Raw genomic sequence first — 26,183 nt, 5'->3', positions numbered from 1 at the left:
GAGTGTGATCGATAATCCAGTTATGAAACGAAATCCATCTCAGAAAAGGGCAATCGCCCACCTGTCAGGACCTATGATGGTTCTGGCAGGCCCCGGTTCGGGGAAAACTTCCGTCATAGTAGAAAGAACAGCACATATGATCCAGGAAGGGAAGATACCGGCTTCCTCTGTTCTTGTTGTGACTTTTTCCAGGGCAGCAGCAGTGGAAATGAAAGAACGGTTTCTGAAATTTACCGGTGTTCAGCGAACCGGCGTTACTTTTGGGACTTTTCACGGAGTGTTTTACGGGATCCTCAAACAGGCTTATGGTCTGAATGGAGGAAATATCCTGTCAGAAGAAGAAAAATATGCGATCTTAAGAGAACTGGTGGTAAACTGTGCTGCAGAACAGTCCCAGGAAGGGGATTTTGTGGAAGATATTGCCAAGGAGATCAGTGTTGTAAAGGGTGGAAGGATCGCTCTGGAGCATTATTATTCTTCCTGCTGCCCGGATGAAGTGTTCCGACAGATCTTTCAGGGATATCGAAAAGTCCTGAATGAAAGAAGAAAACTTGACTTTGATGATATGCTGTTGAGCTGTTATGAACTTCTGAAAAAACGAAAAGATATCCTGTCTGCATGGCAGAAAAAGTTTCACTATATTCTGGTGGATGAGTTTCAGGATATCAATCATCTTCAGTATGATATCGTGAAGATGCTGGCAGCACCGGAGAACAATCTGTTTGTGGTGGGAGATGATGATCAGTCTATCTATCATTTCCGTGGCGCTCGCCCGGAGATCATGCTGAATTTCCCGGAAGATTTTAAAAATGCGGAGACGGTGATCCTGAATATCAATTACCGGTGCAGTGGAAATATCCTGGATACAGCTATGAAGGTGATCAATTACAATGAAAACCGTTATGCAAAAAAACTTTCCACACCAAATGAACCGGGAGAGCCGGTGCAGATAAAAGAATTTCGAAATCCCAGAGACGAATATATGGCAGTTGCAAGCCTGTTGCGGAACCGGATGGAAGAAGGGGATAATATTGAAGATACAGCGCTGCTTTTCAGGACTAATCAGGAAACCGAAGGACTGGTCGCTGCGTTGATGGAGTATGGGGTTCCTTTCACTATGAAGGAAAAACTGCCCAACCTGTTCCGACACTGGATCTGCCGGAATATGATCGCTTATTTGAAAATGGCAGAAGGAGACCGGAGCCGCAGTACATTTCTGGAGATCATGAACCGGCCAAACCGATACATAGCCAGAGATGCTCTGACAGAAAAAAACGTTGATTTTAAAGCATTGGGAGAGTTTTACAAAGACAAAGACTGGATGTGTGACAGGATCACAACGATGGAGACACATCTTCGGATCTTAAAGACTATGGCCCCTTATGCAGCTATTAATTTTATCCGGAATGGCATGGGATACGAAGAATACTTGCAGGAATATGCAAGGTATCGTAAAATAAAACCGGAAGAGCTTATGGAAACCCTGAACCGGATCCATGAAAGTGCCAGAGGAATGAAAACATTGGAAGAATGGATGGCCTATATGGACGAGTATACCAGAAAGCTGGAAGAACAGGCGAAGAAACAGGATGTGAAACGGGAAGGAGTGGTGATATCCACTCTTCATGCGGTCAAAGGTCTGGAATATGACAATGTATATATCATGAATGTAAATGAAGGCAGCATGCCTTATCGGAAGGCAGTCCTGGAGGCACATCTGGAGGAAGAACGGAGGCTTTTCTACGTTGGTATGACACGGGCAAAGAAGAAACTCTGCCTGTATTATGTAAGACAGCAGTATGAGAAGGAACGGGAACCGTCCCGTTTTCTTGAGGAGGCCGGATTATGAATGGGATTATTTATTATACGAAGATCAGAGATGAATATAACAGCAAGAACATGGAGCATATGATCGGGGAAAAGCTTCTGGAAATCGGACTTGAGCGGGAATTTGGACGGAAGCTTGCTTTTGAGCCTCGGTCAAAGGGGGAACATGGGAAACCGTTTTTTACCCTGCTTCCAAGAATTCATTATAATATCACACATTCCGGAAAATATGTGATGTGTCTGTTTGCCGGAGAAGAGGTGGGCATTGATGTGCAGATCCACAAGAAGGTAAATTACGAACGGCTCCTTGAAAGAATGGTACCGGCAGATATGATACGGGAAATCCTGGATGCAGATGATATGGAGAAAGCCTTTTTTGCCCAGTGGGTTTTGAGAGAGGCATATATCAAATGGACCGGAGAGGGATTGTCCAGGGATCTGCGTACGATTTCCATGGATAAGGGAAATTACATAATGCTGGAGCTGGAACCGGGATACAGTGGTGCGATCTGGTCCAGGGACAGCCTGGAATTACGATTTGAATACGAAGACATCATTTTGAAATAGCAAATAGAGACGATAAAATGAACAAAGAGATGAAACACAGCTTCAGGATTTTCATTCTGAAGATCCTGGCAGTTGTTTTTGTGCTGTGCATATGTTATTTTTTATATGCATTTGTTTACCGTGCAAAAACTGAGCTGCCCACAAAAGCTGTGGTGACAAACCGAGGTGCTGCAGTGTATACACTGCGGGGACAGAAACAGATGCTTTCCCAGAAAGAGGATTTTTCTTATTTTGCCTTTGATGGGAGAGAAAAAGAGAAGGAATATGGAACATATGTCATTCCCGGGCTGAAGAATACCAGGACGCTGCTCACAAAAAAAGGTGCCACTCCTGCCATGTGTACATCCATGACGCCTCAGGGACTGGCGGTTACAGAGGATTATGTGCTGGTCAGCGCTTACTGCAGCACACAGAAACATAATTCGGTCATTTATGTGATCGATAAGGAAAAGCATAATTTTATTAAAGAAGTGATACTGCCTGGACAGCCTCATGTGGGAGGACTTGCCTATGACCCGGAGCATAAGTTATTATGGTATTCCTCCAATATCAACGGGATCGCACAGGCAGTGAGTATAAAGATGGATACAATAGAAGCCTACGATTATGATGACAGCCATCTGCCGGTGGATACTTTCCAGATAGTCAGTCTTTATGGGATCGTGAGAGATTCTTTTATGACCTTTTATGAGGGGTGTCTGTATGTAGGCTGCTTTGAAAAATATAACGAAAGTGTAATTGCACGATACGGAGTTGACGAAGAGGGAAAACTGATCAATACCATGGACGAGAAACTGGGCATGGATTTTGAAATGGCAGTTCCGTTGGATTATTCCACCATATCGGAGCAGGTTCAGGGAATTGCTTTTTATAATGATAAGCTTTTGATCTCTCATTCTTTTGGAATCCTGCCATCCAGGCTGGTGTTTTATGAACAATCCGATAAGCGTTTGTATGTAAACGAGAATTCTGCCAGAACTTATCGTTTTCCGGAACGACTGGAACAGATCGTGGTGGAGGGTGACAGTCTTTATGTGATGTTTGAATCCTGTGCCTATGCATACCGTGCGTCCTCCGTAAATATTGTGGATCGGGTCCTGAAGCTGAATCTTTCGAAGATGGAGACCTATGACGAAGAAGAAAGTCTTTTTTTTCTGTCGGAATAAAGAAAAAACGAGAGAGCATCAAAAAAGACAACAGGTACTAAATCCGGCATGTCCGCAATATATTTAAGTGTAAGAGGTGAAAACATGGACGCAAACCAGATCCAGAACCTGTTTGCCAGTAATGTCCGCCAGCTTCTGGTGGATGCAGACCTTGATTATGATAAATTATATGAGATACGTCTCCGCGTAGGAAGACCTCTGTTCCTCACTTATGATGGGGGAGAATGTTTCCTCCGGCAAAAAGATACAGAACCTTATCTGGTTACGCGGGAAGATCTTAAGGAAACACTGGAGTATGTCAGTGGCTATTCCCTGTATGCTTATGAAGATGAGATACGCCAGGGTTTTTTGAGTGTACAGGGTGGGCACCGTGTAGGAGTTACCGGAAAGGTGATCCTGGACGGAAACCGTATCCGTGGGATGAAATATATTTCCTGCATCAATGTCCGTCTGGCACATGAAATCCAGGGATGTGCAGAAGAAGTGCTGCCATATATCCAGACAAGAGAGCAGATCATGCATACCTTGATCGTTTCTCCCCCCAGATGTGGGAAGACCACGCTTCTTCGGGATATCATCCGGCAGATGAGTAATGGATGGGGAAATATTTCCGGTGTTACGGTAGGAGTAGTCGATGAGCGCAGTGAGCTGGCCGGATGCTATCAGGGGATCCCTCAGAATGACCTTGGGATGCGTACGGATATCCTGGACGGCTGTCCGAAAGCAGAAGGGATGCAGATGCTGATCCGGTCAATGTCGCCGGTTGTGGTTGCTGTGGATGAACTTGGAAAAGAAGAAGATTTCAAGGCTGTGGAATCAGTTATCCACTGTGGATGTCGTCTGATCGCAACTGCACATGGAGCTTCCATGGAAGAAACATTATCCCAGCCGTTTTTCCGGAAATTGTGGGAAGCGCGGGTTTTCCAGAGATATATTTTTCTGGGAAAGCATGAACGTGCAGGAATCGTGGAAGGAATCTATGATGAAAATGGGAAATGCCTATGTACCGGATTGTAGGATGTATTCTGGTAGTGGCGGCAGGAGCCGGAATGGGATTTTCCGGAAGTATGAGACTTTCGGAGCAGATTCGTATACTGGAAAAACTGCTTCAGATGGTGATCTGCCTGAAAGGCGAGATCCGCTGCGGGAATGCATCACTGCCGGATGCTTTTTATGGAGCAGCAGGAAGAATGAATGGAAAATACAGAGAGTTTCTTATCAGTGCCGCGGACAGGATGAAAGCGGGAACAGGAGAAAAACTTTCACAGATATGCAGGGAATGTGCGGAAAGCGCCCTGAAAAAAAGCTGCCTTACCCATGGGGAAAAGGACGCTTTTTTTTCTTTCGGAGAATATCTGGGCTATATGGATCTGGAAATGCAGATGCGACAGCTTTCCCTGTATGAAAATAATCTGGAAGCAGAGATATTGAAGCGGAAAGCGGAGGTTTCCGGAAAGAAAAAACTGTACCAGGGAATTGGGATTCTTGGAGGCCTGCTGCTTGCGGTTCTCCTGGTATAGTATTGTTTATCAGACAGTAGTAAGAAGGACAGGCTTTCAGAAGAAAAGGAGGGATCATTTGGAGGTCAGTATCATATTTAAGATCGGTGCAGTAGGGATCCTGGTCTCTGTTCTTTCTCAGATCCTGAAACATAGCGGAAGGGAGGAACAGGCTTTTCTGGTGAGTTTTTCAGGACTTCTTTTAGTACTGTTCTGGATCGTGCCGTATATTTATGAACTTTTTAAAAATATCCAGCAGCTTTTTGTACTGTAGGGGAGGGAAAGAACCGTGGATATTCTGAAGATTTCTGTTCTGGGAGCGGCAGGGGTTCTTCTGGGGATTCTTCTGAAAGACCGCGCACCGGAGTATGTAAGCCTTGTTACGATGGGAATAGGTCTTGTGATACTGGGATTAGCGGTAGGGAAGATCAGCTATCTGTTCCAGTCCCTGGAGAGACTGAAACAGAGTCTCCCGATTGATGGAAGCTATATCACTACTTTGCTGAAGATGATCGGGATCACCTATATCGGACAATTTTCATCCGGTATATGCAGAGATGCAGGATATTCCTCCACTGGTGCACAGATCGAATTGTTCTGCCGGTTATCTGTAATGGTCTTAAGTATGCCGGTTCTTCTGGCACTGCTGGATACCATACAGGGATTTCTTGCATGAAAAGATATTGGTCAGAGATTTGTGCAGCCCTGTTTCTGGCTGTAGTTATAAACTGTTTTGGCGGTGTGATCGTTTATGCTTCTTCGGCGGAACAACAGATCACAGATCAGATGGAGCTTACCGACCTGCAGTCCATGGTAGATGAGATGCTTGGAGAAAAAACATTTTCTGTTACAGAAGCGTTTCACAGACTGTTGTCAGGGGAAGAGGTGCTTTCGGAGGAGAGTGTGCGGGAATTTTTGCACAGTCTCCTTTTTTATGGTATTGAAAGAGAAAAAGAGCTGATCGTGAAGTTGCTGCTTCTGCTGTTGTTCGCTGCCGTTTTTTCCGGGTTTGCCGGTGCCTTTGATAACGGGCAGGTGGGAGAAATCAGTTTTTATGTGGTGTATCTTCTTGTTTTTACTCTTCTGATGAACAGTTTTTCCGGTTTGAGTGCATCACTGCTTTCAATGCTTGCGTGGATCACGGAGTTTATGAAGGAACTCTCACCGGTGTATTTTATGGCAGTGGCAGCAGCGTCAGGTGCATCCAGTGCAGCTGCTTTTTATCAGGGAGTACTGCTTCTGGTGTGGCTTTTTCAATGGATCCTGGAACGAGTACTGCTTCCCGGAGTGAGTTTATATATTCTTCTGAAATTTGTAAATCATCTTTCCAGGGAAGAAATGCTGGGAAAAATGGCTGAGCTGATCGAGACGGTGATCTCCTGGGGGCTTCGGACATTACTTGGAGGGGCAGCAGGACTGCAGGTGGTGCGTGGGCTTGTAGCTCCGGTAATGGATTCTCTGAAGCGGAGTGCTGTAGGAAAAACTGCAGGTGCTCTTCCTGGGATCGGGAGCGCGGTAAATGCAGTTACGGAACTGGTCCTTACCACAGCTGTTCTTGTAAGAAACAGTCTGGGCATTGCGCTTTTACTGGTGATCCTGGCGGTGGGGGCGGGGCCGTTGGTCCGATATGGACTTTTGTCACTGACCTATCGCTTTCTGGCGGCTGCGGCGCAGCCTGTATCAGACAAACGGCTGGTAGAAGCCTTTGGCACCATGGCAGAGGGATGTGCACTTCTGATGAGAATCCTGTTTGCTGCGGAAATTTTATGTATGCTTACATTTCTGATCCTGATGGCAGGAGGAGGCTTGGGATGAGAACAGAACTTTATCAGTGGATGAAAAGCCTGGCTTTTTTTCATGTACTTACTACAGCACTTCTGCATATTCTGCCTGATAAGCGTTATGAGCAGTATATACGGCTGTTTATGGGGCTTCTGTTGGTGCTTTTGATCTGTACACCTATATTTGCCGTAGTGGGAAAAAGTGAAGAACTTCTGTCCGGATTCAGCAATAATTATGGGAGAGAAGAACAGGTACGTATGGAGACAGAAGCAGAAGGAATAAGGGAAACATTTCTTAAAGGAGCATATGAACAGGAACTGAAGGATCAGGTTCAGGGTATCCTCAGGAAAGAAGGGGTTTTTTCGGCAAAAACAGAAGTAGATATGGAGAAAGAGCTTCAGCTGACCATAACACTTTATGGAACAGTCACAGAAAAACAGAGGGAGGCGGTGAAAAATGAGCTCGAAAGAATCTGCGGACTCAGGAAAGGACAGTATCAGATCCTGGCTTCTGAGGATGGGATGGAAGGAGTGGGGAGTTTTCCTTCTTCTGGGAATCCTTCTTCTGGTGGCAGGACTTCCGGTAACCCGAAAGAATAGTAAAACGGCAGAGGATCAGAATGCGGAGAAAACCCGCCTGGAGAGCCGCCTTGAGGAACTGCTTTCCAATGTGGAAGGAGTCGGAGAAGTGGAAGTGATCATTATGACCGGGGATGAGGGAAATACGGAAAACTTTTCCATAAGCAGCAAAAATGAAGTTACCGGTGTGCTGGTGGCGGCCCAGGGAGCAGGCAGCGCAGTGACAGTCCAGAATATTCAGCAGGCAATTATGGCATTATTTCAGATCGACGCTAATAAAATTAGAATAATGAAAATGAAATGAGGAGAGTAGAAGTGAAAAAGATCATGAAGAAAAATCAGGTAATCATCACCTCGCTGGCCATTCTCATTGCTGTGGCCGGATATCTGAATTTCGCAGATGTGGATCTGGGATTTAAGGATAAGGAGACGAGTACAGACAGCAGCAGTATCCTGGATGACGTGGATTATGACCTGACCGATGAAACAGCCCTTCTGGATGAGAACGGGGCAGATGGCACAACCCAGTCGGAGGTGATGGATACCGCATCCCCGGGCGAGGCCGTACTTACCGGTGCTTCGGATTTTGCAGCACAGGCAAAAGTCAGCAGGGAGCAGGTGCGTTCCCAGAACAAAGCGGACCTGCAGGCGATCATCAGTAATAAAGACATCAGCGAAGAGGAAAAACAGAATGCTATTAACACAATGGTTTCCATGACAGATCTTACAGAAAAAGAGGCGGCTGCAGAGCTTCTTCTGGAGGCGAAGGGCTTTGAAAATGTGATCGTAAATCTAACGGGTGAAACTGCGGATGTTGTGGTGCCGGATGCAGATCTGGAGGATGCAAAACGTGCACAGATCGAGGATATTGTAAAGAGGAAAACCGGTGTGGCAGCAGAGAGCATTGTGATCACGCCTCTGAGTCAAAGTAAAAATGCATCGGATGTCATAAATACTGCAGATGAAGCTGAAAAAAATACGGGAGGTGCAGAGGATAATGCGGAAAGTACAGGTGAGGAGGTGCAGGATACCGCTGCATCTGTGGAAAGCGATCCGGCGGATCAAACATCTGAGGACGCAGAGACGGCTGCAGATATCCAGAACGATCAGACTATTGATACAGAGGGAATTTACGACTGAATTGCCTTGACAGCAAAGCCTTGTCTATACTAGAATAGGAAAGGTTATAGTAAAATAGAGATATCAGAGAATATACAGGAGGCTCACGTGTCGAAGTATACGAAAGAAATAGAAAAAAGAAGAACATTTGCCATCATCTCTCATCCGGATGCTGGTAAAACAACATTAACAGAAAAATTTCTGCTGTATGGAGGGGCCATCAATCTGGCCGGAAGTGTAAAGGGTAAGGCTACGGCCCGCCATGCAGTATCAGACTGGATGGAGATCGAGAAGGAAAGGGGTATTTCCGTTACTTCATCCGTTCTTCAGTTCCATTATGACGGATATTGTATAAACATTCTGGATACACCTGGACATCAGGATTTCTCCGAGGATACCTACCGTACATTGATGGCTGCGGATTCAGCAGTTATGGTCATCGATGGATCCAAGGGTGTTGAGGCACAGACCCGTAAGCTTTTCAAGGTCTGTGTTATGAGACACATTCCGATCTTTACTTTTATCAATAAGATGGACAGAGATGCCAACGATACTTTTGATCTTTTGGATGAGATCGAAAAAGAGCTTGGTATTGCAACCTGTCCGATCAACTGGCCAATCGGTTCCGGTAAGAAATTCCGGGGTGTGTTTGATCGTAATACAAAGAAGATCCTTACCTTTTCCGATACACAGAAGGGCACCAAGGAAGGTGTGATAGAAGAGATTGATATTAATGATCCCCGTGCAGATGAGGTCATGGATCCTGAGCAGAAAGAGCAGCTGATGGAAGAAATCGAGCTTCTGGATGGTGCAAGCGCGGAGTTTTCTCAGGAAGAGGTCAGCAAAGGACAGCTGACACCGGTATTTTTCGGTTCTGCTCTTACCAACTTTGGTGTGGAAACATTTCTGGAGCATTTCCTGAAGATGACCACTTCTCCGCTTCCGAGAACTGCAGACTGCGGACCGGTAGATCCTATGAGTGATGATTTTTCAGCCTTTGTATTTAAGATTCAGGCGAATATGAACAAGGCTCACAGAGACCGTATCGCATTTATGAGGATCTGTTCAGGCAAGTTTGATGCGACCAAAGAGGTTTATCATGTGCAGGGAGACAAGAAGATGCGACTTCTTCAGCCGCAGCAGATGATGGCAGAATCCCGTCATGTTGTGGAGGAGGCGTATGCAGGTGATATCATCGGTGTCTTTGACCCGGGTATTTTTTCTATTGGAGATACCATCTGCGCACCTGGAAAGAAATTTGCCTTTGAGGGGATCCCGACCTTCGCGCCGGAGCATTTCGCACGTGTGCGTCAGATCGATACCATGAAGAGAAAACAGTTTGTAAAAGGTATCAACCAGATCGCTCAGGAAGGTGCAATCCAGATATTCCAGGAGTTTAACACCGGTATGGAAGAGATCATTGTGGGTGTTGTAGGTATCCTGCAATTTGATGTCCTGAAATACCGTCTGGAGAATGAGTATAATGTAGATATCCGCCTGGAAACACTTCCATATGAGCATATCCGCTGGATTGCCAATAAGGAGACTGTAAAAGTAGACAAGATCGTGGGAACTTCTGATATGAAGAAAGTCACAGACCTTAAGGGAAATCCGTTGCTGCTCTTTGTCAATGCATGGAGTGTTGGCATGGTTGAGGACAGAAACCCTGATCTGGTACTGACAGAATTCAGTAAATAAGCCCTTTTATTTCATAACTTTTTTTGATATAATAGTATAAAATTACGAACAAAAATATTATATCCGTAGGAGGGTTTCCCATGGCAGAAAAAAGAACAACATATAAGATACAGGATTTGGGCGGAATCGGTGAAGTTCACATTGCAGATGAAGTTGTTGCGATCGTTGCAGGACTTGCAGCAACAGATGTGGATGGAGTTGCTTCCATGGCAGGAAATATCACCAATGAGCTGGTAAGTAAACTTGGAAAGAAGAATCTGTCCAAGGGCGTGAGAGTAACCATTCTGGAAGGAGTCGTTACCGTGGATCTGTCACTGAATATCGAGTATGGCAGAAACATTCTTGAGACAAGCAAGAAGGTTCAGGAGAAGGTTAAATCCGCTATTGAGAATATGACAGGACTTGAGGTTGCAGATGTAAATATTCATATTGCCAGCGTGGATATGGAGAACGAAAAAGGAAAGTAAACCTTTCCTTTTTTCCGTCTTAGGAGGAAATTATGAGAAGAAGAGAACAGAGAGAACATGTATTTAAACTTATGTTTATGACAGAGTTTAATTCAGAAGAAGAGATGACAGAACAGCTCTCTCTTTATTTTGAAGGTCTTGGAGAACTTTCAGAACAGGACCAGGAATATATGAAGAAGAAGTACGCACATGTGAAAGAACATCTGGAAGAGATCGATGCACAGCTGAACAGTGCAAGCCGTGGATGGAAGACAAAGCGTATGAGCCGTGTGGATCTTGCGGCACTTCGTCTGGCAGTATATGAGATGGAATATGATGCAGACGTACCGACAGGAGTAGCTATCAACGAAGCGGTAGAACTTGCCAAAAGATTTGGCGGAGATGCTTCCGGCTCCTTTGTAAATGGAGTACTGGGTAAGATCGCATCTGAGAAGGATGAGAAGAAAAACGAGGAGGAGACTGCTGACACAGAAGAGAAGGCAGCAGAAGCCCCGGAAGAGAACGCATGAGAAACGTCTATTCTGTCGGTCAGGTAAACCATTATGTCAAAAATATGTTTACCCAGGATTACTTTCTCCGGAAAGTCTATGTAAAGGGAGAGGTATCCAACTGTAAATACCATACCAGCGGACATATTTATTTTTCCCTGAAGGATGAAACAGGCACATTAAGCTGTGTGATGTTTGCGGGACACCGCAGAGGTCTTGCTTTTCGCATGAAGGACGGGGATAAGGTAGTTGCAGGCGGAATTGTAGACGTATATGAGAGAGACGGGCGTTATCAGCTTTATGCAAAAGAGATCACACTGGAAGGTGCTGGTGCCCTCTATGAACGGTATCTGGCACTGAAACAGGAACTTGAGGATATGGGGATGTTTGCACAGGAATATAAGCAGCCCATTCCTCATTTTATTCATACCCTTGGCGTGGTGACAGCACCTACTGGTGCAGCAGTACAGGATATCCGCAATATTGCAGGCAGAAGGAATCCATATCTGCAGGTGATCCTTTATCCGGCACTTGTGCAGGGAGAGGGAGCGGCGCAGAGTATCGTAAAGGGAATCCGGATGCTGGATGAAGCAGGGGTGGACGTGATCATCGTCGGCCGTGGAGGTGGCTCTATTGAAGATCTCTGGGCCTTTAACGAGGAGAGCGTTGCCCGTGCTATTTTTGAGTGCAGGACACCGGTGATCTCGGCAGTGGGACATGAGACGGATTTTACCATTGCGGATTTTGTAGCAGATCTGCGGGCACCTACACCATCTGCTGCAGCAGAGCTGGCAGTGGATGATTTTCGCAGTGTTCTGGAGAGCTTTCATATGTACGGAGACCGTCTGCAGCGTGCCATGAACAGTAAGACAGAACTTTTTGCCGCAAAACTTAAGGCCTATGAGAACAGATTCCAGTATCTGAGCCCGGAGTCCATGTTACGTGAAAAACGTCAGTATGCATCGGAGCTGGAGGAATGCCTGCGTTCTTCCATGGAACAAAAGCTTACAGAGAAAAGACATGAACTGGCAATATGGATCCAGCGGTTTGAGGGACTTTCTCCATTAAGAAAACTAAATGGAGGATATGCATTTGTGTCCGACTTAGGCGGACATGCGGTGACAGAGATCAGTCAGATAAAAAAAGGTGACAGGATCTCCATTGCAGTAACCGATGGAGTCATAGAAGCAGTTGCGGATCGCATCAGGAAGGAAGAGCGATAATGGCAGAAGCAAAGAAAGAAGAGAAATCCATAGAAGATACTTTTGGGGAGCTTGATCTGCTTGCCCGGAAGCTGGAGGATAAAGAAACACCTCTTGAGGAGTCTTTCCGCCTCTACAGACAGGGAATGGAGCTCCTAAAGGATCTGAACGGAAGACTGGATACTGTAGAAAAAAAGATGCTTCAGATGAATGAGGATGGGACATTTCGTGAATTTTAAAGAAGAACTGAAAAGAAGAACAGAAGAAGCAGAACATGTGATCCGGGAATATCTTCCGGAAGAATCCGGTTTTGCAAAAACCATGGCAGAGGCCATGAATTACAGTATGACGGCAGGTGGAAAGAGACTCCGCCCGATCCTGATCAGGGAAACCTACGAGCTGTTTGGAGGAAAGGATAAGCTTTGTGAGCCTTTTATGGCGGCTATGGAGATGATCCATACACATTCGTTGATCCATGATGATCTCCCTGCACTGGATAACGATGATTACCGAAGGGGAAGGCTGACCACACATAAAGTATACGGAGAGGCCATGGGCGTTTTAAGCGGTGTGGCACTCCTTAACAGAGCTTATGAAGTGATGCTTTCCGCCTTTGATCTGACCGAGGATAAAGACCGTGTGATAGCCGCTATGCGGATTATTGCAGATAAGACCGGCATCAACGGTATGCTTGGTGGACAGAGTGTTGATGTGGAGAATGATGGGAAACCTCTGGAACACAAGATGCTGGATTATATTTACAAAAACAAGACCTCCGCATTGATCGAGGCTTCCATGATGACCGGTGCTGTGCTGGCAGGGGCATCTGAGAAAGAACTTAAGGTTGTGGAGCAGGCTGCAGAAAACATCGGGCTGGCTTTTCAGATCCAGGATGATATCCTTGATGTGACCAGTACCCAGGAGGAACTGGGAAAACCGATCCACAGTGATGAAAAAAACAACAAGGTTACCTATGTAAGCCTTGTTGGAGCCCCGGCAGCAGCCAGCAGGGTTAAAGAACTTTCTGACCATGCGGTAGAACTTTTAGACGACCTTGACAGGAAGAACGGATTTCTGGATCTTCTTGTGGAAAGTCTTGTCAGCCGCAGGAAATAGAAAGAACAAAGGAAGGGTACAAATGATTCTGGAAAAAATTAAAAAGCCAAATGATATTCATAAAGTTTCATTGGAGGATTTTCCGCGCCTTGCCGAGGAAATCAGGAGCTTTTTGATCCAGAGTGTAAGTGAGACAGGTGGCCATCTGGCATCCAATCTGGGTGTGGTGGAGCTGACTCTTGCTCTGCATAATGTGCTTGATCTTCCACAGGATAAGCTGATCTGGGATGTGGGACATCAGGCTTATACACATAAAATCCTTACAGGAAGAAAAGACGGCTTTAAGGATCTTCGTAAAGAAGGAGGGTTAAGCGGTTTTCCAAAAAGGAATGAAAGTGACTGTGATTCGTTTGATACCGGACACAGTTCCAATTCCATTTCCGCAGGACTTGGCTATGTCCGTGCCAGAGACCTGATGGGAGAGAAATACCATGTGGTTTCCGTGATCGGAGATGGTGCGCTTACCGGTGGGATGGCTTATGAAGCATTGAACAATGCGGCTGAGCTGAAGACTAATTTTATTATTATCATCAATGATAATAACATGTCTATTTCCAAGAACGTAGGAGGAATGTCCACCTATTTAAGCGCTCTGCGTACAGCTGAGACTTATACAGGAATGAAGATCGGCGTGACAAAAACACTCAAAAAGATTCCCCATGTTGGAACCGCCGTGGTAGATACGGTCCGAAAGACCAAGAGCAGCATCAAGCAGCTGATCATTCCCGGAATGCTTTTTGAAAATATGGGGCTGACTTATCTGGGACCGGTAGATGGCCATAATATGCGCCAGATGATGAAGCTTTTTAATGAGGCAAAGAGAGTGGAGGGACCGGTTGTTGTCCATGCCCTTACAGAAAAAGGCAGAGGTTATGGACCGGCATCTTCCCATCCGGAGCGTTTTCACGGAACAGGTCCTTTTGACATCCAGAGTGGCAGACCCCTTGTAGCAAAAACAGCGCCGACATATACAGATTATTTTTCCGGTGCAATATGTTCTTTGGCAGAGAAGAACAAAAAAGTAGTTGCTATTACAGCTGCTATGCCAGATGGAACCGGGCTGAACCGATTCCGGAAGAAATTCCCGGAGCGTTTTTTTGATGTGGGTATTGCGGAAGAACATGCAGTAACCTTTGCGGCAGGCATGGCACTTGGGGGAATGATCCCGGTTTTTGCGGTATATTCTTCGTTCCTGCAGAGAGGGATCGATCAGATCCTTCACGATGTATGTATGCAGGATCTTCATGTGATCTTTGCCATTGACAGGGCAGGATTTGTCGGAGCAGATGGTGAAACACATCATGGATGCTTTGATTTATCCTATCTGTCCATGATTCCCAATATGACAGTTATGGCTCCCAAGAATGGAAAAGAGCTTGAGGAGATGTTGAAATTTGCAGTAGAAGAGCTGGATGGTCCCTGTGCGATCCGATATCCGAAAGGATCGGCATGTACCGATATGGAAGAATGTCATGAGCCACTTAAGAAGGGCAGAAGTGAAGTGATCACTCCAGGTAGTGAGATTGCAGTTCTCGGGGTTGGCAGCATGGTTTCTGTCTGTCAGAAGGTCTGTGAAGAGATAAGAGATCACAAAATAGCAGGAGCTACGTTTGTCAATGTCCGTTTTGTAAAGCCTCTGGATACAGAGCTTCTTGATCGGCTTTCGCAGAACCACAGTCTTTTGGTCACTGTGGAGGAGAATGTAAAAAGCGGTGGGTTCGGAGAACATGTATCTGCTTATATGGAAGCCTGTCATCCGGAAGTAAGAGTTCTTCCACTGGCAATACCGGATCATTTTATTGAGCATGGAACGGTGGACCGCCAGCGAATGAAAATAGGTTTAAATGTACAGGGAATCCTGGATGCGGTAGAACAGAGCTGGGAAAATCTTGTGAATAACAGAAAATAAAGGACATAGCCTTTGCAGAAGAATACGAAGCTGTGAGGCATTTTACAGCCCGGCACATAAAGAGCCGGGCTGTTGGAGGATAATATGAAAAAAAGACTGGATATCATGATGGTGGAACAGGGACTTGCACCGTCACGCGAAAAAGCAAAAGCGTATATCATGGCCGGGGAAGTATATGTCAACGGTCAGAAGGAAGACAAGGCTGGCTCCATGTTTGCTGAGACTGTCAAGCTGGAGGTAAGAGGAAAGACTCTTCCTTATGTCAGCAGAGGCGGACTGAAGCTGGAAAAAGCCATGAAAAATTTTGGCGTGACGCTGAAGGATAAGGTGTGCATGGATGTAGGCGCATCCACCGGCGGCTTTACAGACTGTATGCTTCAGAACGGAGCGGTCAAAGTCTATTCCATTGATGTGGGATATGGACAGCTGGACTGGAAACTCAGAAATGATCCGAGAGTTGTGTGTATGGAAAAGACAAATATCCGCTATGTGGTACCGGAAGATCTGGAAGGTCCGGCAGCATTTTCTTCGATCGATGTTTCTTTTATCTCCCTTACAAAAGTGCTTCTTCCTGTAAGAAACCTTCTCACAGAGGACGGAGAGATCGTATGTCTCATCAAACCTCAGTTTGAGGCCGGCAGAGAAAAAGTCGGAAAAAAAGGTGTTGTCCGTGATCCGAAGGTCCATGAAGAAGTCATTGAGAAAGTCAGAGATTATGCCATGAGTATTTCTATGGAGCCCTGTCATCTTTCCTTTTCTCCCATCAAGGGACCTGAGGGAAATATTGAATATCTCCTTCATCTGAAAAAACATCCGGAAGGAACAGAAGTACCTGTGAGTCTTGACGTATCCGTAGAGGATGTGGTAAAGGAAGCCCACGGACAGCTGGACTGATGTTTGGAAAGGACTGAAGCAATATGGACAGATTTTATATAATTCCAAACAGTGCCAAGGATCCGGAACTGACATTTTCTAATAGGATCATTGCCTATCTGGAGAAGCATGGTGCCAGGTGTCATGTGCAGAAGATCACCGAAAAAATGGAAGGACCGTATCATTATACGGACCCGGATGGGATTCCGCAGGATACACAGTGCATTATTGTACTGGGGGGAGATGGAACACTTCTGCAGGCTGCAAGGGATGTGGTGCATCTGGATATCCCTCTTCTTGGAATCAATCTGGGAACTCTGGGATTTCTTGCCGAGGTGGATAAAAATTCCGTGTATCCGGCTCTGGATCGGCTTCTGTCAGATGACTATGAGCTGGAAGATCGTATGATGCTGGAAGGAAAGATCTATCGTGGAGAGGAACTTATTGGAAAAGATATCGCATTAAATGATATTGTGATCGGAAGAGAAGGACATCTCCGTGTGATCCGTTTCAAGAATTATGTTAATGATGCATATATGAATTCATACAATGCAGATGGTATCATCATTTCCACGCCGACCGGTTCTACCGGATATAGTCTGTCAGCGGGAGGTCCCGTGGTTTCTCCCAGTGCCAGTATGATGATCATGACCCCCATCGCTCCCCATACCATGAACACCCGAAGTATCATTCTTTCCGGGGAAGAGGCAGTTACAGTAGAGATCGGTGAGGGAAGACATAATACTATTGAGAAAGCGGTGGCCTCTTTCGACGGGGATACCCAGATATCCATGGTCACCGGTGATCGGATCGTGATCCGGAAAGCCACAGTCAGGACAAAAATCCTCAAGCTGAACCATCTGAGCTTTGTGGAGGTTCTGAGACAGAAAATGAGTAACAGCTGATGCAGGAGGTTCAATTTTGAAAGTAGCAAGACATGAAAAAATTATCGAACTGATCCGTCAGTACGAGATCGATACACAGGAAGAACTTGCGGCAAGACTGAATGAGGCCGGTTTTAAGGTTACGCAGGCTACCGTATCCAGAGATATCCGTGCTCTGAAAATGACAAAGGTTGCAGGCAGCAACGGAAAGTCCAGATATGCGATCCTGGAAGAACATACACCGGATGTGTTAAGTGATAAATATTCCAGAGTTCTGAAAGATGCAGTGATCGCTATGAACATCGGACAGAATATCGTAGTGGTAAAAACAATTCCGGGAATGGCCATGGCGGCAGCAGCAGCTCTTGATGCCATGAAATGGCCGGAAATCCTGGGATGTATTGCCGGAGATGATACCATTATGTGTGTGGTGAAAACCTCTGAACAGGCACCGGGTGTAGTTCAGAAGCTTGGCGGGATCTTATCCAGAGGAAAATAAAATGACAGAATATGTAAATGCTTTATGCCAGAAAGGAAATCAATGTTAGTACATCTGCATGTAAAAAATCTTGCACTGATAGAGGAATCAGAGGTGGAATTCGGACCAGGCTTAAATATCTTAACTGGTGAGACCGGAGCCGGAAAATCCATTCTGTTAGGATCTATACAGCTCATCCTGGGTGGAAAAACTTCCAGAAGCATGATTCGTGAAAATGCTTCCTATGCCCTGGTAGAGTTGCTGTTTCAGGTTGAAAACACGAAAGCCAGAGAGTCCCTTGCGGCGCTTGACATCTATCCGGAAGACGGACAGGTGCTGATGTCCCGCAAGATCATGGACGGCAGAAGTATCAACAAGATCAACGGAGAGACAAGTACTGTCAGCCAGATGAAAGCAGCAGCAGCCTGTCTTCTGGACATTCACGGACAGCATGAGCATCAGTCACTTCTTTATGGAGACCGCCAGCTGGCTATTTTGGATGTATATGGAAAGGAACAGATCCTTCCTGCCAGGGAGAAGGTCCGGAAAGCTTATCAGGAGTATCGGGACTGTGTGGATCAGCTGAAAGCACTGGATATGGATGAGGAACAGCGCAACCGTGAAAAAGCCTTTCTGGAATTTGAGATCAATGAGATTGAGGAGGCAGCTCTTATTCCAGGAGAGGACGAAACACTGGAGGACCGCTACCGGAAGCTGAGCAATGCCAGAAGGATCATGGAAACAGCACAAATGGTTCGTGGGATGACCGGATATGAACAGGGCGCCGCAGATATGACCGGAAATGCCCTGAAAGAGTTTTCAAGAATTGCAGATTACGATAAGGATCTTGCACCTTTACAGGAAGCTCTTGTGGAAATCGATTCACTTCTCAGTGACTTCTGCCGTGATCTGTCCTCTTATATGGATAGTTTGACTTTTGACGAAGAAACTTTTTTCGAAACAGAAAAAAGACTGGATCTGATCAATAGTCTGAAGGCAAAGTATGGACAGACGATCCATGAAATTTTGTCCTATCAGAAGGAACAGCAGGAAAAATTAGAAAAACTTCAAAGATTCGAAGAAAATTTCCGGTTACTGAAAGAAAAACTTATGCAGGCAGAAAAGATTCTTGAGGAAGCTTCGCATGAACTTTCAGAGATACGGAAAGAATACAGTAAGCAGCTGGATGAAAAGATTATCGAAGGATTGAAGGAACTGAATTTTGAGGATGTGGATTTTTCTATCCGTTTTGACCGCAGAAAAAATTATACAGATAATGGTTATGATGCGGTGGAATATGAGATTTCCACAAATCCAGGTGAGAGCAGAAAACCGCTGGGACAGATCGTATCCGGTGGTGAGCTTTCCAGGATCATGCTTGCCATCAAAGCGATCCTTGCAGATAAAGATCAGATCGATACACTGATCTTTGATGAGATCGATACAGGGATCAGTGGGCGTACTGCACAGAAGGTCTCTGAAAAAATGGCAGTGATCGGACAGCACAGGCAGGTGCTTTGTATCACACATCTTCCACAGATCGCAGCAATGGCAGATACCCATTTTGAGATTGAGAAACATGTAGAAGGAACAGAAACCATCACCCAGATCCATCCTCTGGAAGGAGAGAAATCTGTTCGTGAGCTTGCCAGACTTCTGGGCGGTGCCCAGATCACGCCGGCTGTTCTTGGAAATGCAAGAGAGATGAAGGAATTGGCACAGCAACAAAAAAATACAAGACTGAAATAATTTATACGTTACATACTAAGAGAGGACGGCCGAAAGGTCGGTCCTCTTTTTTAACCGAATCAAGTCAGTCCCCTGCTTCAGTTGCGAAAAGCAATAAGCAGTGGGTGGGGATTTGCTTGTATCAGAAAATTACAAAGGATGTGACGTAAGATGAACAGAAAAAGAAAATACCGATGTTGGCTCCTTGTATTTCTTGCGCTGGATCTGATTCTGATGGGATGGCTGGGCTACCGGCTTCTGGACAGAAAAATCCCGGATCAGATTCTGGTGGATCATGAGGACAGCCGGGAAGTAGCCAATCTTCTTAAACGCCCTTTTATCAGCTTTGATGATGCGATCACCGTTTCAGGAAAAGACAGCTATAAGTTGCACTGCAGACTCTTGGGAGTGATCCCTTTTAAGGATGTGAAGGTAAAAAATATAACTGCAAAAGAAGTATATGCAAGCGGAGATGCAGTAGGTATTTATATGCAGACGAAAGGAGTTCTGATCATTGATACAGGCGAGATCCTTTCGGAAAGTGGTGAGATGGAAGAACCGGCCCGGGACATTGTAAAGCCGGGAGATTATATTGTGGCTTTTGATCAGAACCGGATCCAGTGCAAGCAGGATCTTCTGGAGGATCTTGCAGATCTTTGCGGAGAATCTGTAACACTGAAGGTCCGCCGGGGAAAAGAGACGATTCCCCTGTCCCTGACGCCGGTGAAAGATGAGAAAGGAAAATACAAGCTTGGCATCTGGGTGAGGGACGATACACAGGGAATCGGAACCCTGACTTATGTGGACGAAAATGGAGGGTTCGGTGCTCTTGGTCACGGGATCAGCGATGTGGATACCGGCGAACTTTTAAGTATCGCAGATGGAAATCTTTACAACGCCCAGATCCTGGGGATCCGGAAAGGAGAAAAAGGAAATCCCGGAGAACTATCTGGTCTGATCCGATACGAAGCTGACAATATCCTGGGTGAGATTTCCGAAAACAGTAAAAACGGCATTTTTGGAACTGTGGATGCTGACCAGGTGAAAAATCTGGATCTGAAGAAGATTCCTGTAGGTTACAAACAGGATCTGAAAATTGGACCCGCATCTGTTCTCTGCTGCACAGACGGCGAAGTAAAAGAATATGCCGCAGAGATCACCAGGATCGATATGAACCATGAGGATTCTAATAAGAGCTTTGTGATCCAGATCACAGATAAAGAACTCCTGGAAAAAACAGGTGGGATCGTTCAGGGAATGTCTGGAAGTCCTGTGCTTCAGAACGGAAAACTCTTTGGTGCTGTGACTCATGTATTTGTGCAGGATTCTACCGGCGGATATGGGATTTTTATTGAAAATATGACAGGCAATGCATAATCTGCAGTTGAGGAAAGAGGCACAAAAACATGGAAAAAGTCCGGGAAAAGTGCCTCTTTTTTATATGGGGAAAAATGCCGGATACAGATGGAAATACCTGCATTTTAGTGAATTTTGTGATATATAAGAGAAAAAATGTCGAAAAATATCGTACGAAAGTGTGATAAAATAACTACTTTTATCTTGATTTTACTACAGGATTTCCACTATAATAATTTTGTCGCCAGCAAGGGGAAAGCGCAGGCAGCTAACAGTGTCGGTTACTGCCATGGTGACAGGGGGTATGTCTGGAAACCCAAGGAGATAGAAGTTAGGAGGGTCCTCATGGACAAATTAAATGTTGCAATTGCTGATGATAACGCGAAAATGACAGACATGCTCGGTCAGATGATCGAAGAAGATAAAGACCTTGAACTGGTCGGAAAAGCACACAACGGAGAAGAAATCTGTAACATAATCAAAGATAAGGAGCCGGATGTGGTGATTCTCGACATCATTATGCCGAAGATGGACGGCCTTTCCGTTATGGAGAAATTTTCCCATAACGCAAATGTCAAAAAAGTTCCAGTGTTTATCGTATTATCTGCAATTGGACAGGAGAGGATTACAGAGGATGCATTCAGTCTTGGAGCAGACTATTATGTTTTGAAGCCTTTTGACAACACTACACTTTTAAACCGGATCAAACATATTCGGAAGATTGGGGACAGGAGAGTGCGGGAGATTGCAAGGCCAGGTATCACAGAAACCAAAAAGCCTCAGCCGGAGAGGAATCTGGAAACCGATGTGACGAATATCATTCATGAGATCGGAGTTCCGGCACACATCAAGGGGTATCAGTATTTAAGGGATGCGATCATTTTGTCTGTCAATGACATGGAAATGCTCAATTCCATTACCAAGGTATTATATCCAACCATTGCGAAACGCCATCAGACAACACCGAGCAGAGTGGAGCGGGCGATCCGACATGCGATCGAGGTGGCATGGAGCCGGGGAAAGATGGATACCATTGATGAATTGTTTGGATATACTGTAAGCACCGGAAAAGGGAAACCCACGAATTCTGAATTTATAGCACTGATCGCAGATAAAATCAGACTAGAATATAAAAATCGGTCTTTAAATTAGATGAATTTTGGAGTATAATCATAAATAAAAACGGGTGTACCCAGGGAGGGGAATACAGATGAAAAAAATTCTGTTTGCTACATCAGAAGCAGTACCTTTTATCAAAACAGGAGGACTCGCTGATGTTGCCGGCTCACTGCCTAAGTGCTTTGACAAAAAATATTTTGATATACGCGTGATCTTACCGAAATATGCCTGCATGAAACAGGAATGGAAAGACAAAATGGAGTATGTGACCCATTTTTATATGGATCTGGGATTTAAGAACTGCTATGTAGGCATTATGCAGATGCAGTATGACGGGATCCAGTTTTACTTCATTGACAATGAATATTATTTCAGCGGTCCGAAACCATATGACAGTGCACCATGGGATCTTGAGAAATTTGCTTTCTTTTCCAAAGCTGTGTTATCGGTTCTTCCGGTGATCGGATTCAGACCGGATATCATCCACTGTCATGACTGGCAGACAGGACTTGTTCCGGTTTACCTTCACGATTCTTTCCAGGAGAATGAATTCTTCCGTGGAATCAAGACTGTTATGACAATACATAACCTGAAATTTCAGGGTGTATGGGATGTTAAGACTGTTAAGGATATCACAGGCCTTTCTGATTACTACTTTGCGCCGGATAAACTGGAAGCATACAAGGACGCAAACTTCCTGAAGGGCGGTATGGTATTTGCAGATGCCATTACCACAGTAAGTAATACCTATGCAGAAGAGATCAAGACACCGTTTTATGGTGAGAAGCTGGACGGACTTCTCAATGCGAGAGCCAACAGCCTGCGTGGTATTGTAAATGGTATTGATTACAATGAATTCAATCCGGAGACAGATCCGAATATCACCAAGAACTACAATGCAAAGAACTTCCGCAAGGAGAAGATCAAGAACAAGATCCAGCTTCAGAAAGATCTTGGACTTGAGCAGGATCCGAAAGCTATGATGATCGGTATTGTATCCCGCCTGACAGATCAGAAGGGATTTGATCTGATCGCTTATATCATGGACGAACTGTGTCAGGATGCGGTTCAGATCGTTGCTCTTGGTACCGGTGAGGAACGTTATGAGAATATGTTCCGTCATTTTGACTGGAAGTATCATGGCAAGGTATCTGCACAGATCTACTATGATGAGGCAATGTCTCACAGAATTTATGCAGCATCTGACGCATTTCTGATGCCGTCACTGTTTGAGCCATGTGGCTTAAGCCAGCTGATGAGCCTTCGTTATGGAACTCTTCCGATCGTCAGAGAGACCGGTGGTCTGAAGGATACAGTTGTCCCGTACAATGAATTCGAGGGAACCGGAACAGGATTCTCCTTCGTAAATTACAATGCACATGAAATGCTTGCTACGATCCGTTATGCAGAGAGTGTATATTATGACAAGAAACGTGAATGGAATAAAATGGTAGATCGCGCGATGGCTGCAGATTTTTCCTGGAACAATTCCGCACGTCAGTATGAGGAAATGTACAATTGGTTAATTGGTGAGTAAGGATTCACCGAAGCGGTTCTTGCAATAAAAAGGCGCAGACGACAGATAATATGTCGTTTGCGCTTTTTTATTGCGGGAATATACATGGATGTTATTGTATGTCTGCAAAAAATATGAAGGTGTTTGTTTATCAAACAGGAATTGTGCTAAAGTGAGAAAAAATATAAATGTTAATGATAAATAACTTTTGAATTGGTATTATTTGTACGAAACTTATCAGATTAATCAGTTATTGTCAAATAACTTAAATTGTGTTACATTTATATTAGTGCATCGTTTTTGAAATAACTATACCATTCACTTGTCTGTGAATCCGATTGATATAGTTATTTACGAAACGATGTACCAGTGGATAATACAGATATATGTATTGACCATGTAAATTGTACTTATGATGAGGTGACAATATGACACTGGACAAATTAAAGACTGGAGAATGTGGCAGAATCATCAGTGTTCGTGGCGAGGGGGAGCTGAGACATCATCTTCTGGATATGGGGCTTACACCGGGGACAGAAGTGTCTCTTCGTAAAACAGCTCCTATGGGAGATCCGGTACAGCTTGTGCTGCGCGGATATGAGCTGACATTGCGGCTGGCGGAAGCTGCAAAGATTGAGATCGTATCAATCGAATCCATGACGGAAACGAAGAAAGAAAATGAACGGCATCAGCCGATTGCTCATCCTGGTGTGGGAGAACTTGGAAAGGCTCGAGATTATCGTAAGAACCGGATCGGTGATACGATTCCCAAAGGGGAACCGATCACGTTTGCACTGGCAGGTAATCAGAACTGTGGAAAGACAACTCTTTTTAATCAGCTGACAGGTTCCAATCAGCATGTTGGTAACTTTCCGGGTGTAACTGTTGACAAGAAAGAAGGAAGCATCCGGAGGCATCCGGAGGCAACGGTAACGGATCTTCCTGGAATCTATTCACTTTCCCCGTATTCCAGCGAGGAGATTGTAACAAGAGATTTTCTGCTGAATGAGAAGCCGACAGGAATCATTAATATTGTAGATGCTTCCAATATTGAGAGAAATCTTTATCTTACCATGCAGCTGATGGAGCTTGGAATCCCAATGGTGCTGGCCTTAAATATGATGGATGAGGTAAGGGCAAATGGAGGCTCTGTTCGGATCAATGAGCTGGAGGAGATTTTAGGAATTCCGGTTGTACCTATTTCAGCAGCGAAGAATGAAGGAATTGATGAGCTGATCGATCATGCAGTCCATGTTGCAAGATACAGAGAAGCACCGGGAAGAATTGATTTCTGTACTGACAATCAGTCACCGAAGGATCCGGTAGGCGCACTTCACAGATGTATCCATGCAGCCGTTCATCTGATCGAACCCTATGCAAAAAAAACAGGACTTCCTGTACGTTTTGCAGCTACGAAGATCGTAGAGAAAGATTCTCTGATCGAAAAACGTCTGGCTTTGCCTGAAGGTGAAAAAAAGGTTCTTGATGGGCTGGTACATGTTATGGAGAAGGATGGCGGTCTGGACCGTGAGGCAGCTCTTGCGAACATGCGCTTCAATTTTATTGAAAAGCTTTGTGAGAAAACTGTGGTAAAACCGGCAGAAAGCCGTGAGCATAAACGAAGTGTCGCCATAGATCGTATCCTTACCGGAAAATATACAGCAATTCCCTGTTTTGTGGGAATTATGGCAATTGTATTTGTGATGACGTTTAATTATCTGGGAGCCTGGCTTTCGGACGGAATGACTATGGTCGTGAACTGGGTAATTGCACTTATTGGCAGGGGACTGGAGGTGGCAGGTGTCAGCTCAGTACTGCAGTCACTGGTTGTGGATGGAATTTTAAGCGGTATCGGAAGCGTGATCGGATTTCTTCCTACGATCGTTACTTTGTTTTTCTTCCTGTCAATCCTGGAAGATACCGGATATATGGCTCGTGTAGCCTTTGTTATGGACAAGCTCCTTCGAAAGATCGGACTTTCCGGAAGAAGCTTTGTGCCGATGCTGATCGGATTCGGCTGTTCGGTGCCGGCCATTATGGCAACCAGAACATTATCCAGTGAACGTGACCGGAAAATGACGATCCTGATTACTCCGTTTATGAGCTGCAGTGCCAAGCTTCCGATCTACGGACTTCTCACCAGTGCATTTTTCCCGAAGCAGTGGAGAGGAGTTGTGATGATCAGCCTTTATTTTGCAGGAATTCTCTGCGGGATCCTGTATGCGCTGATTCTGAAAAAGACGAAATATAAGGGAGAGCCGGTTCCGTTTGTCATGGAGCTTCCCAATTACCGGCTTCCTTCTGCAAAAAGTGTAGGACAGCTGATCTGGGAAAAGGCGAAGGACTTTATCCAGAAAGCGTTTACAATTATTTTTGCGGCAACGCTGATCGTGTGGTTCCTGCAGAACTTTGATGCAGGTCTTAACCTTGTTACCAGCACAGATCAGAGCCTTCTGGCAAAGATCGGAAGCATCGTGGCACCACTTTTTGCTCCGCTGGGCTTTGGTGACTGGAGAGTATCCACTGCATTGATCACGGGCTTTATGGCAAAAGAGAGTGTTGTGTCTACGCTGACAGTCCTTCTGGGCGGAAATACGGCGTTGCTTCAGACTTTATTTACACCGTTTACTGCTTACGTATTTTTGATCTTTACCTTGCTCTATACACCCTGCGTTGCAGCTATTGCAACTGTGCGTCGGGAGATGGGAACTGTAAGAGCTGCCGCTGGTATTGTAGCAGTACAGTGTGCCACTGCATGGATCGTTGCGTTTGCGGTACATGGTGTGGGAATGATGCTTGGATTATAGAAAA

At 45.2% G+C, this 26,183-nt stretch carries 25 protein-coding genes and 1 pseudogene; all 26 read left to right on the top strand.

Annotated features, from left to right (window positions below):
• The first annotated feature begins 22 nt into the window (after positions 1 to 22).
• The 26 genes and pseudogenes from LI091_RS06245 to feoB all read left to right on the top strand — a co-directional run bounded on the left by LI091_RS06245 (position 23) and on the right by feoB (position 26,179).
• Positions 23 to 1,849, top strand: coding sequence for an ATP-dependent helicase (locus LI091_RS06245; RefSeq protein WP_059086858.1), 1,827 nt, complete (start codon positions 23 to 25; stop codon positions 1,847 to 1,849).
• Positions 1,846 to 2,394 carry a 4'-phosphopantetheinyl transferase family protein gene (locus tag LI091_RS06240; RefSeq protein WP_022426374.1) on the top strand — a complete coding sequence of 183 codons (549 nt, stop codon included), beginning with the start codon at positions 1,846 to 1,848 and terminating at the stop codon, positions 2,392 to 2,394. The genes LI091_RS06245 and LI091_RS06240 overlap by 4 nt, the downstream gene beginning before the upstream one ends.
• A gap of 17 nt (positions 2,395 to 2,411) precedes the next feature.
• A complete protein-coding gene (locus LI091_RS06235) occupies positions 2,412 to 3,560 on the top strand; it encodes a YncE family protein (RefSeq protein ID WP_022426373.1) in 1,149 nt (382 codons plus the stop codon).
• An 84-nt stretch (positions 3,561 to 3,644) separates the two neighbouring features.
• Complete coding sequence (spoIIIAA, locus tag LI091_RS06230) at positions 3,645 to 4,577, top strand: stage III sporulation protein AA (protein ID WP_015524435.1); 933 nt, start codon at positions 3,645 to 3,647, stop codon at positions 4,575 to 4,577.
• Complete coding sequence (locus tag LI091_RS06225; RefSeq protein WP_021650701.1) at positions 4,562 to 5,080, top strand: stage III sporulation protein AB; 519 nt, start codon at positions 4,562 to 4,564, stop codon at positions 5,078 to 5,080. Before spoIIIAA ends, LI091_RS06225 begins: the two co-directional genes overlap by 16 nt.
• 58 nt (positions 5,081 to 5,138) lie before the next feature.
• On the top strand, positions 5,139 to 5,333 hold the full coding sequence (gene spoIIIAC, locus LI091_RS06220) for a stage III sporulation protein AC (RefSeq protein ID WP_021650700.1): 195 nt from the start codon (positions 5,139 to 5,141) through the stop codon (positions 5,331 to 5,333).
• A 15-nt stretch (positions 5,334 to 5,348) separates the two neighbouring features.
• Entirely contained in the window at positions 5,349 to 5,735 is a 387-nt protein-coding gene (locus tag LI091_RS06215) for a SpoIIIAC/SpoIIIAD family protein (RefSeq protein ID WP_021650699.1), read from the top strand.
• Positions 5,732 to 6,874 carry a stage III sporulation protein AE gene (locus tag LI091_RS06210; protein WP_265190940.1) on the top strand — a complete coding sequence of 381 codons (1,143 nt, stop codon included), beginning with the start codon at positions 5,732 to 5,734 and terminating at the stop codon, positions 6,872 to 6,874. Before LI091_RS06215 ends, LI091_RS06210 begins: the two co-directional genes overlap by 4 nt.
• Positions 6,871 to 7,440: a stage III sporulation protein AF gene (locus tag LI091_RS06205; protein ID WP_059085479.1), complete on the top strand. Its 570-nt coding sequence runs from the start codon at positions 6,871 to 6,873 to the stop codon at positions 7,438 to 7,440. The genes LI091_RS06210 and LI091_RS06205 overlap by 4 nt, the downstream gene beginning before the upstream one ends.
• Positions 7,409 to 7,723 carry a stage III sporulation protein AG gene (locus LI091_RS06200; RefSeq protein WP_021650696.1) on the top strand — a complete coding sequence of 105 codons (315 nt, stop codon included), beginning with the start codon at positions 7,409 to 7,411 and terminating at the stop codon, positions 7,721 to 7,723. The genes LI091_RS06205 and LI091_RS06200 overlap by 32 nt, the downstream gene beginning before the upstream one ends.
• Before the next feature lie 11 nt (positions 7,724 to 7,734).
• Positions 7,735 to 8,340, top strand: a pseudogene (locus tag LI091_RS06195) (SpoIIIAH-like family protein); the annotation flags it as partial.
• Between the two features lie 306 nt (positions 8,341 to 8,646).
• Positions 8,647 to 10,236 carry a peptide chain release factor 3 gene (locus tag LI091_RS06190; RefSeq protein ID WP_022426368.1) on the top strand — a complete coding sequence of 530 codons (1,590 nt, stop codon included), beginning with the start codon at positions 8,647 to 8,649 and terminating at the stop codon, positions 10,234 to 10,236.
• Between the two features lie 80 nt (positions 10,237 to 10,316).
• Entirely contained in the window at positions 10,317 to 10,703 is a 387-nt protein-coding gene (locus LI091_RS06185) for an Asp23/Gls24 family envelope stress response protein (protein ID WP_015524453.1), read from the top strand.
• A gap of 32 nt (positions 10,704 to 10,735) precedes the next feature.
• Positions 10,736 to 11,212 carry a transcription antitermination factor NusB gene (nusB, locus tag LI091_RS06180; protein ID WP_015524454.1) on the top strand — a complete coding sequence of 159 codons (477 nt, stop codon included), beginning with the start codon at positions 10,736 to 10,738 and terminating at the stop codon, positions 11,210 to 11,212.
• The gene (gene xseA / locus LI091_RS06175; RefSeq protein WP_059085482.1) at positions 11,209 to 12,414 is read left to right on the top strand and encodes an exodeoxyribonuclease VII large subunit; all 1,206 of its coding nucleotides are present in this window, start codon (positions 11,209 to 11,211) and stop codon (positions 12,412 to 12,414) included. Before nusB ends, xseA begins: the two co-directional genes overlap by 4 nt.
• Positions 12,414 to 12,632 (top strand): exodeoxyribonuclease VII small subunit, encoded by a 219-nt coding sequence (gene xseB, locus LI091_RS06170; protein WP_021650691.1) that lies wholly within the window; start codon positions 12,414 to 12,416, stop codon positions 12,630 to 12,632. Before xseA ends, xseB begins: the two co-directional genes overlap by 1 nt.
• Entirely contained in the window at positions 12,622 to 13,509 is an 888-nt protein-coding gene (locus LI091_RS06165; protein WP_044960972.1) for a polyprenyl synthetase family protein, read from the top strand. The genes xseB and LI091_RS06165 overlap by 11 nt, the downstream gene beginning before the upstream one ends.
• A gap of 22 nt (positions 13,510 to 13,531) precedes the next feature.
• Complete coding sequence (gene dxs / locus LI091_RS06160; protein WP_265190939.1) at positions 13,532 to 15,418, top strand: 1-deoxy-D-xylulose-5-phosphate synthase; 1,887 nt, start codon at positions 13,532 to 13,534, stop codon at positions 15,416 to 15,418.
• Between the two features lie 84 nt (positions 15,419 to 15,502).
• Positions 15,503 to 16,312 carry a TlyA family RNA methyltransferase gene (locus LI091_RS06155; protein ID WP_173741011.1) on the top strand — a complete coding sequence of 270 codons (810 nt, stop codon included), beginning with the start codon at positions 15,503 to 15,505 and terminating at the stop codon, positions 16,310 to 16,312.
• A gap of 23 nt (positions 16,313 to 16,335) precedes the next feature.
• A complete protein-coding gene (locus LI091_RS06150) occupies positions 16,336 to 17,196 on the top strand; it encodes an NAD(+)/NADH kinase (protein WP_015524460.1) in 861 nt (286 codons plus the stop codon).
• Positions 17,197 to 17,212: 16 nt separating this feature from the next.
• Positions 17,213 to 17,674: an arginine repressor gene (gene argR, locus LI091_RS06145; protein ID WP_021650687.1), complete on the top strand. Its 462-nt coding sequence runs from the start codon at positions 17,213 to 17,215 to the stop codon at positions 17,672 to 17,674.
• Between the two features lie 42 nt (positions 17,675 to 17,716).
• Positions 17,717 to 19,402, top strand: a complete 1,686-nt coding sequence (gene recN, locus LI091_RS06140; protein ID WP_195273612.1) for a DNA repair protein RecN — start codon at positions 17,717 to 17,719, stop codon at positions 19,400 to 19,402.
• Positions 19,403 to 19,552: 150 nt separating this feature from the next.
• Positions 19,553 to 20,758, top strand: a complete 1,206-nt coding sequence (gene spoIVB / locus LI091_RS06135) for a SpoIVB peptidase (RefSeq protein WP_110102998.1) — start codon at positions 19,553 to 19,555, stop codon at positions 20,756 to 20,758.
• A gap of 324 nt (positions 20,759 to 21,082) precedes the next feature.
• Complete coding sequence (gene spo0A, locus LI091_RS06130) at positions 21,083 to 21,889, top strand: sporulation transcription factor Spo0A (protein ID WP_015524464.1); 807 nt, start codon at positions 21,083 to 21,085, stop codon at positions 21,887 to 21,889.
• 58 nt (positions 21,890 to 21,947) lie between these two features.
• Positions 21,948 to 23,393 carry a glycogen synthase GlgA gene (gene glgA / locus LI091_RS06125; RefSeq protein ID WP_015524465.1) on the top strand — a complete coding sequence of 482 codons (1,446 nt, stop codon included), beginning with the start codon at positions 21,948 to 21,950 and terminating at the stop codon, positions 23,391 to 23,393.
• Between the two features lie 407 nt (positions 23,394 to 23,800).
• Positions 23,801 to 26,179: a ferrous iron transport protein B gene (gene feoB / locus LI091_RS06120; protein ID WP_195273610.1), complete on the top strand. Its 2,379-nt coding sequence runs from the start codon at positions 23,801 to 23,803 to the stop codon at positions 26,177 to 26,179.
• Positions 26,180 to 26,183 lie beyond the last annotated feature (4 nt).

Source organism: Blautia sp. MSK20_18, assembly GCF_020553125.1.
Classification (GTDB): Bacteria; Bacillota; Clostridia; order Lachnospirales; family Lachnospiraceae; genus Blautia_A; species Blautia_A fusiformis.
Note: the sequence above shows the minus strand (reverse complement) of the source record. Positions and strands in the feature narration are given on the sequence as shown.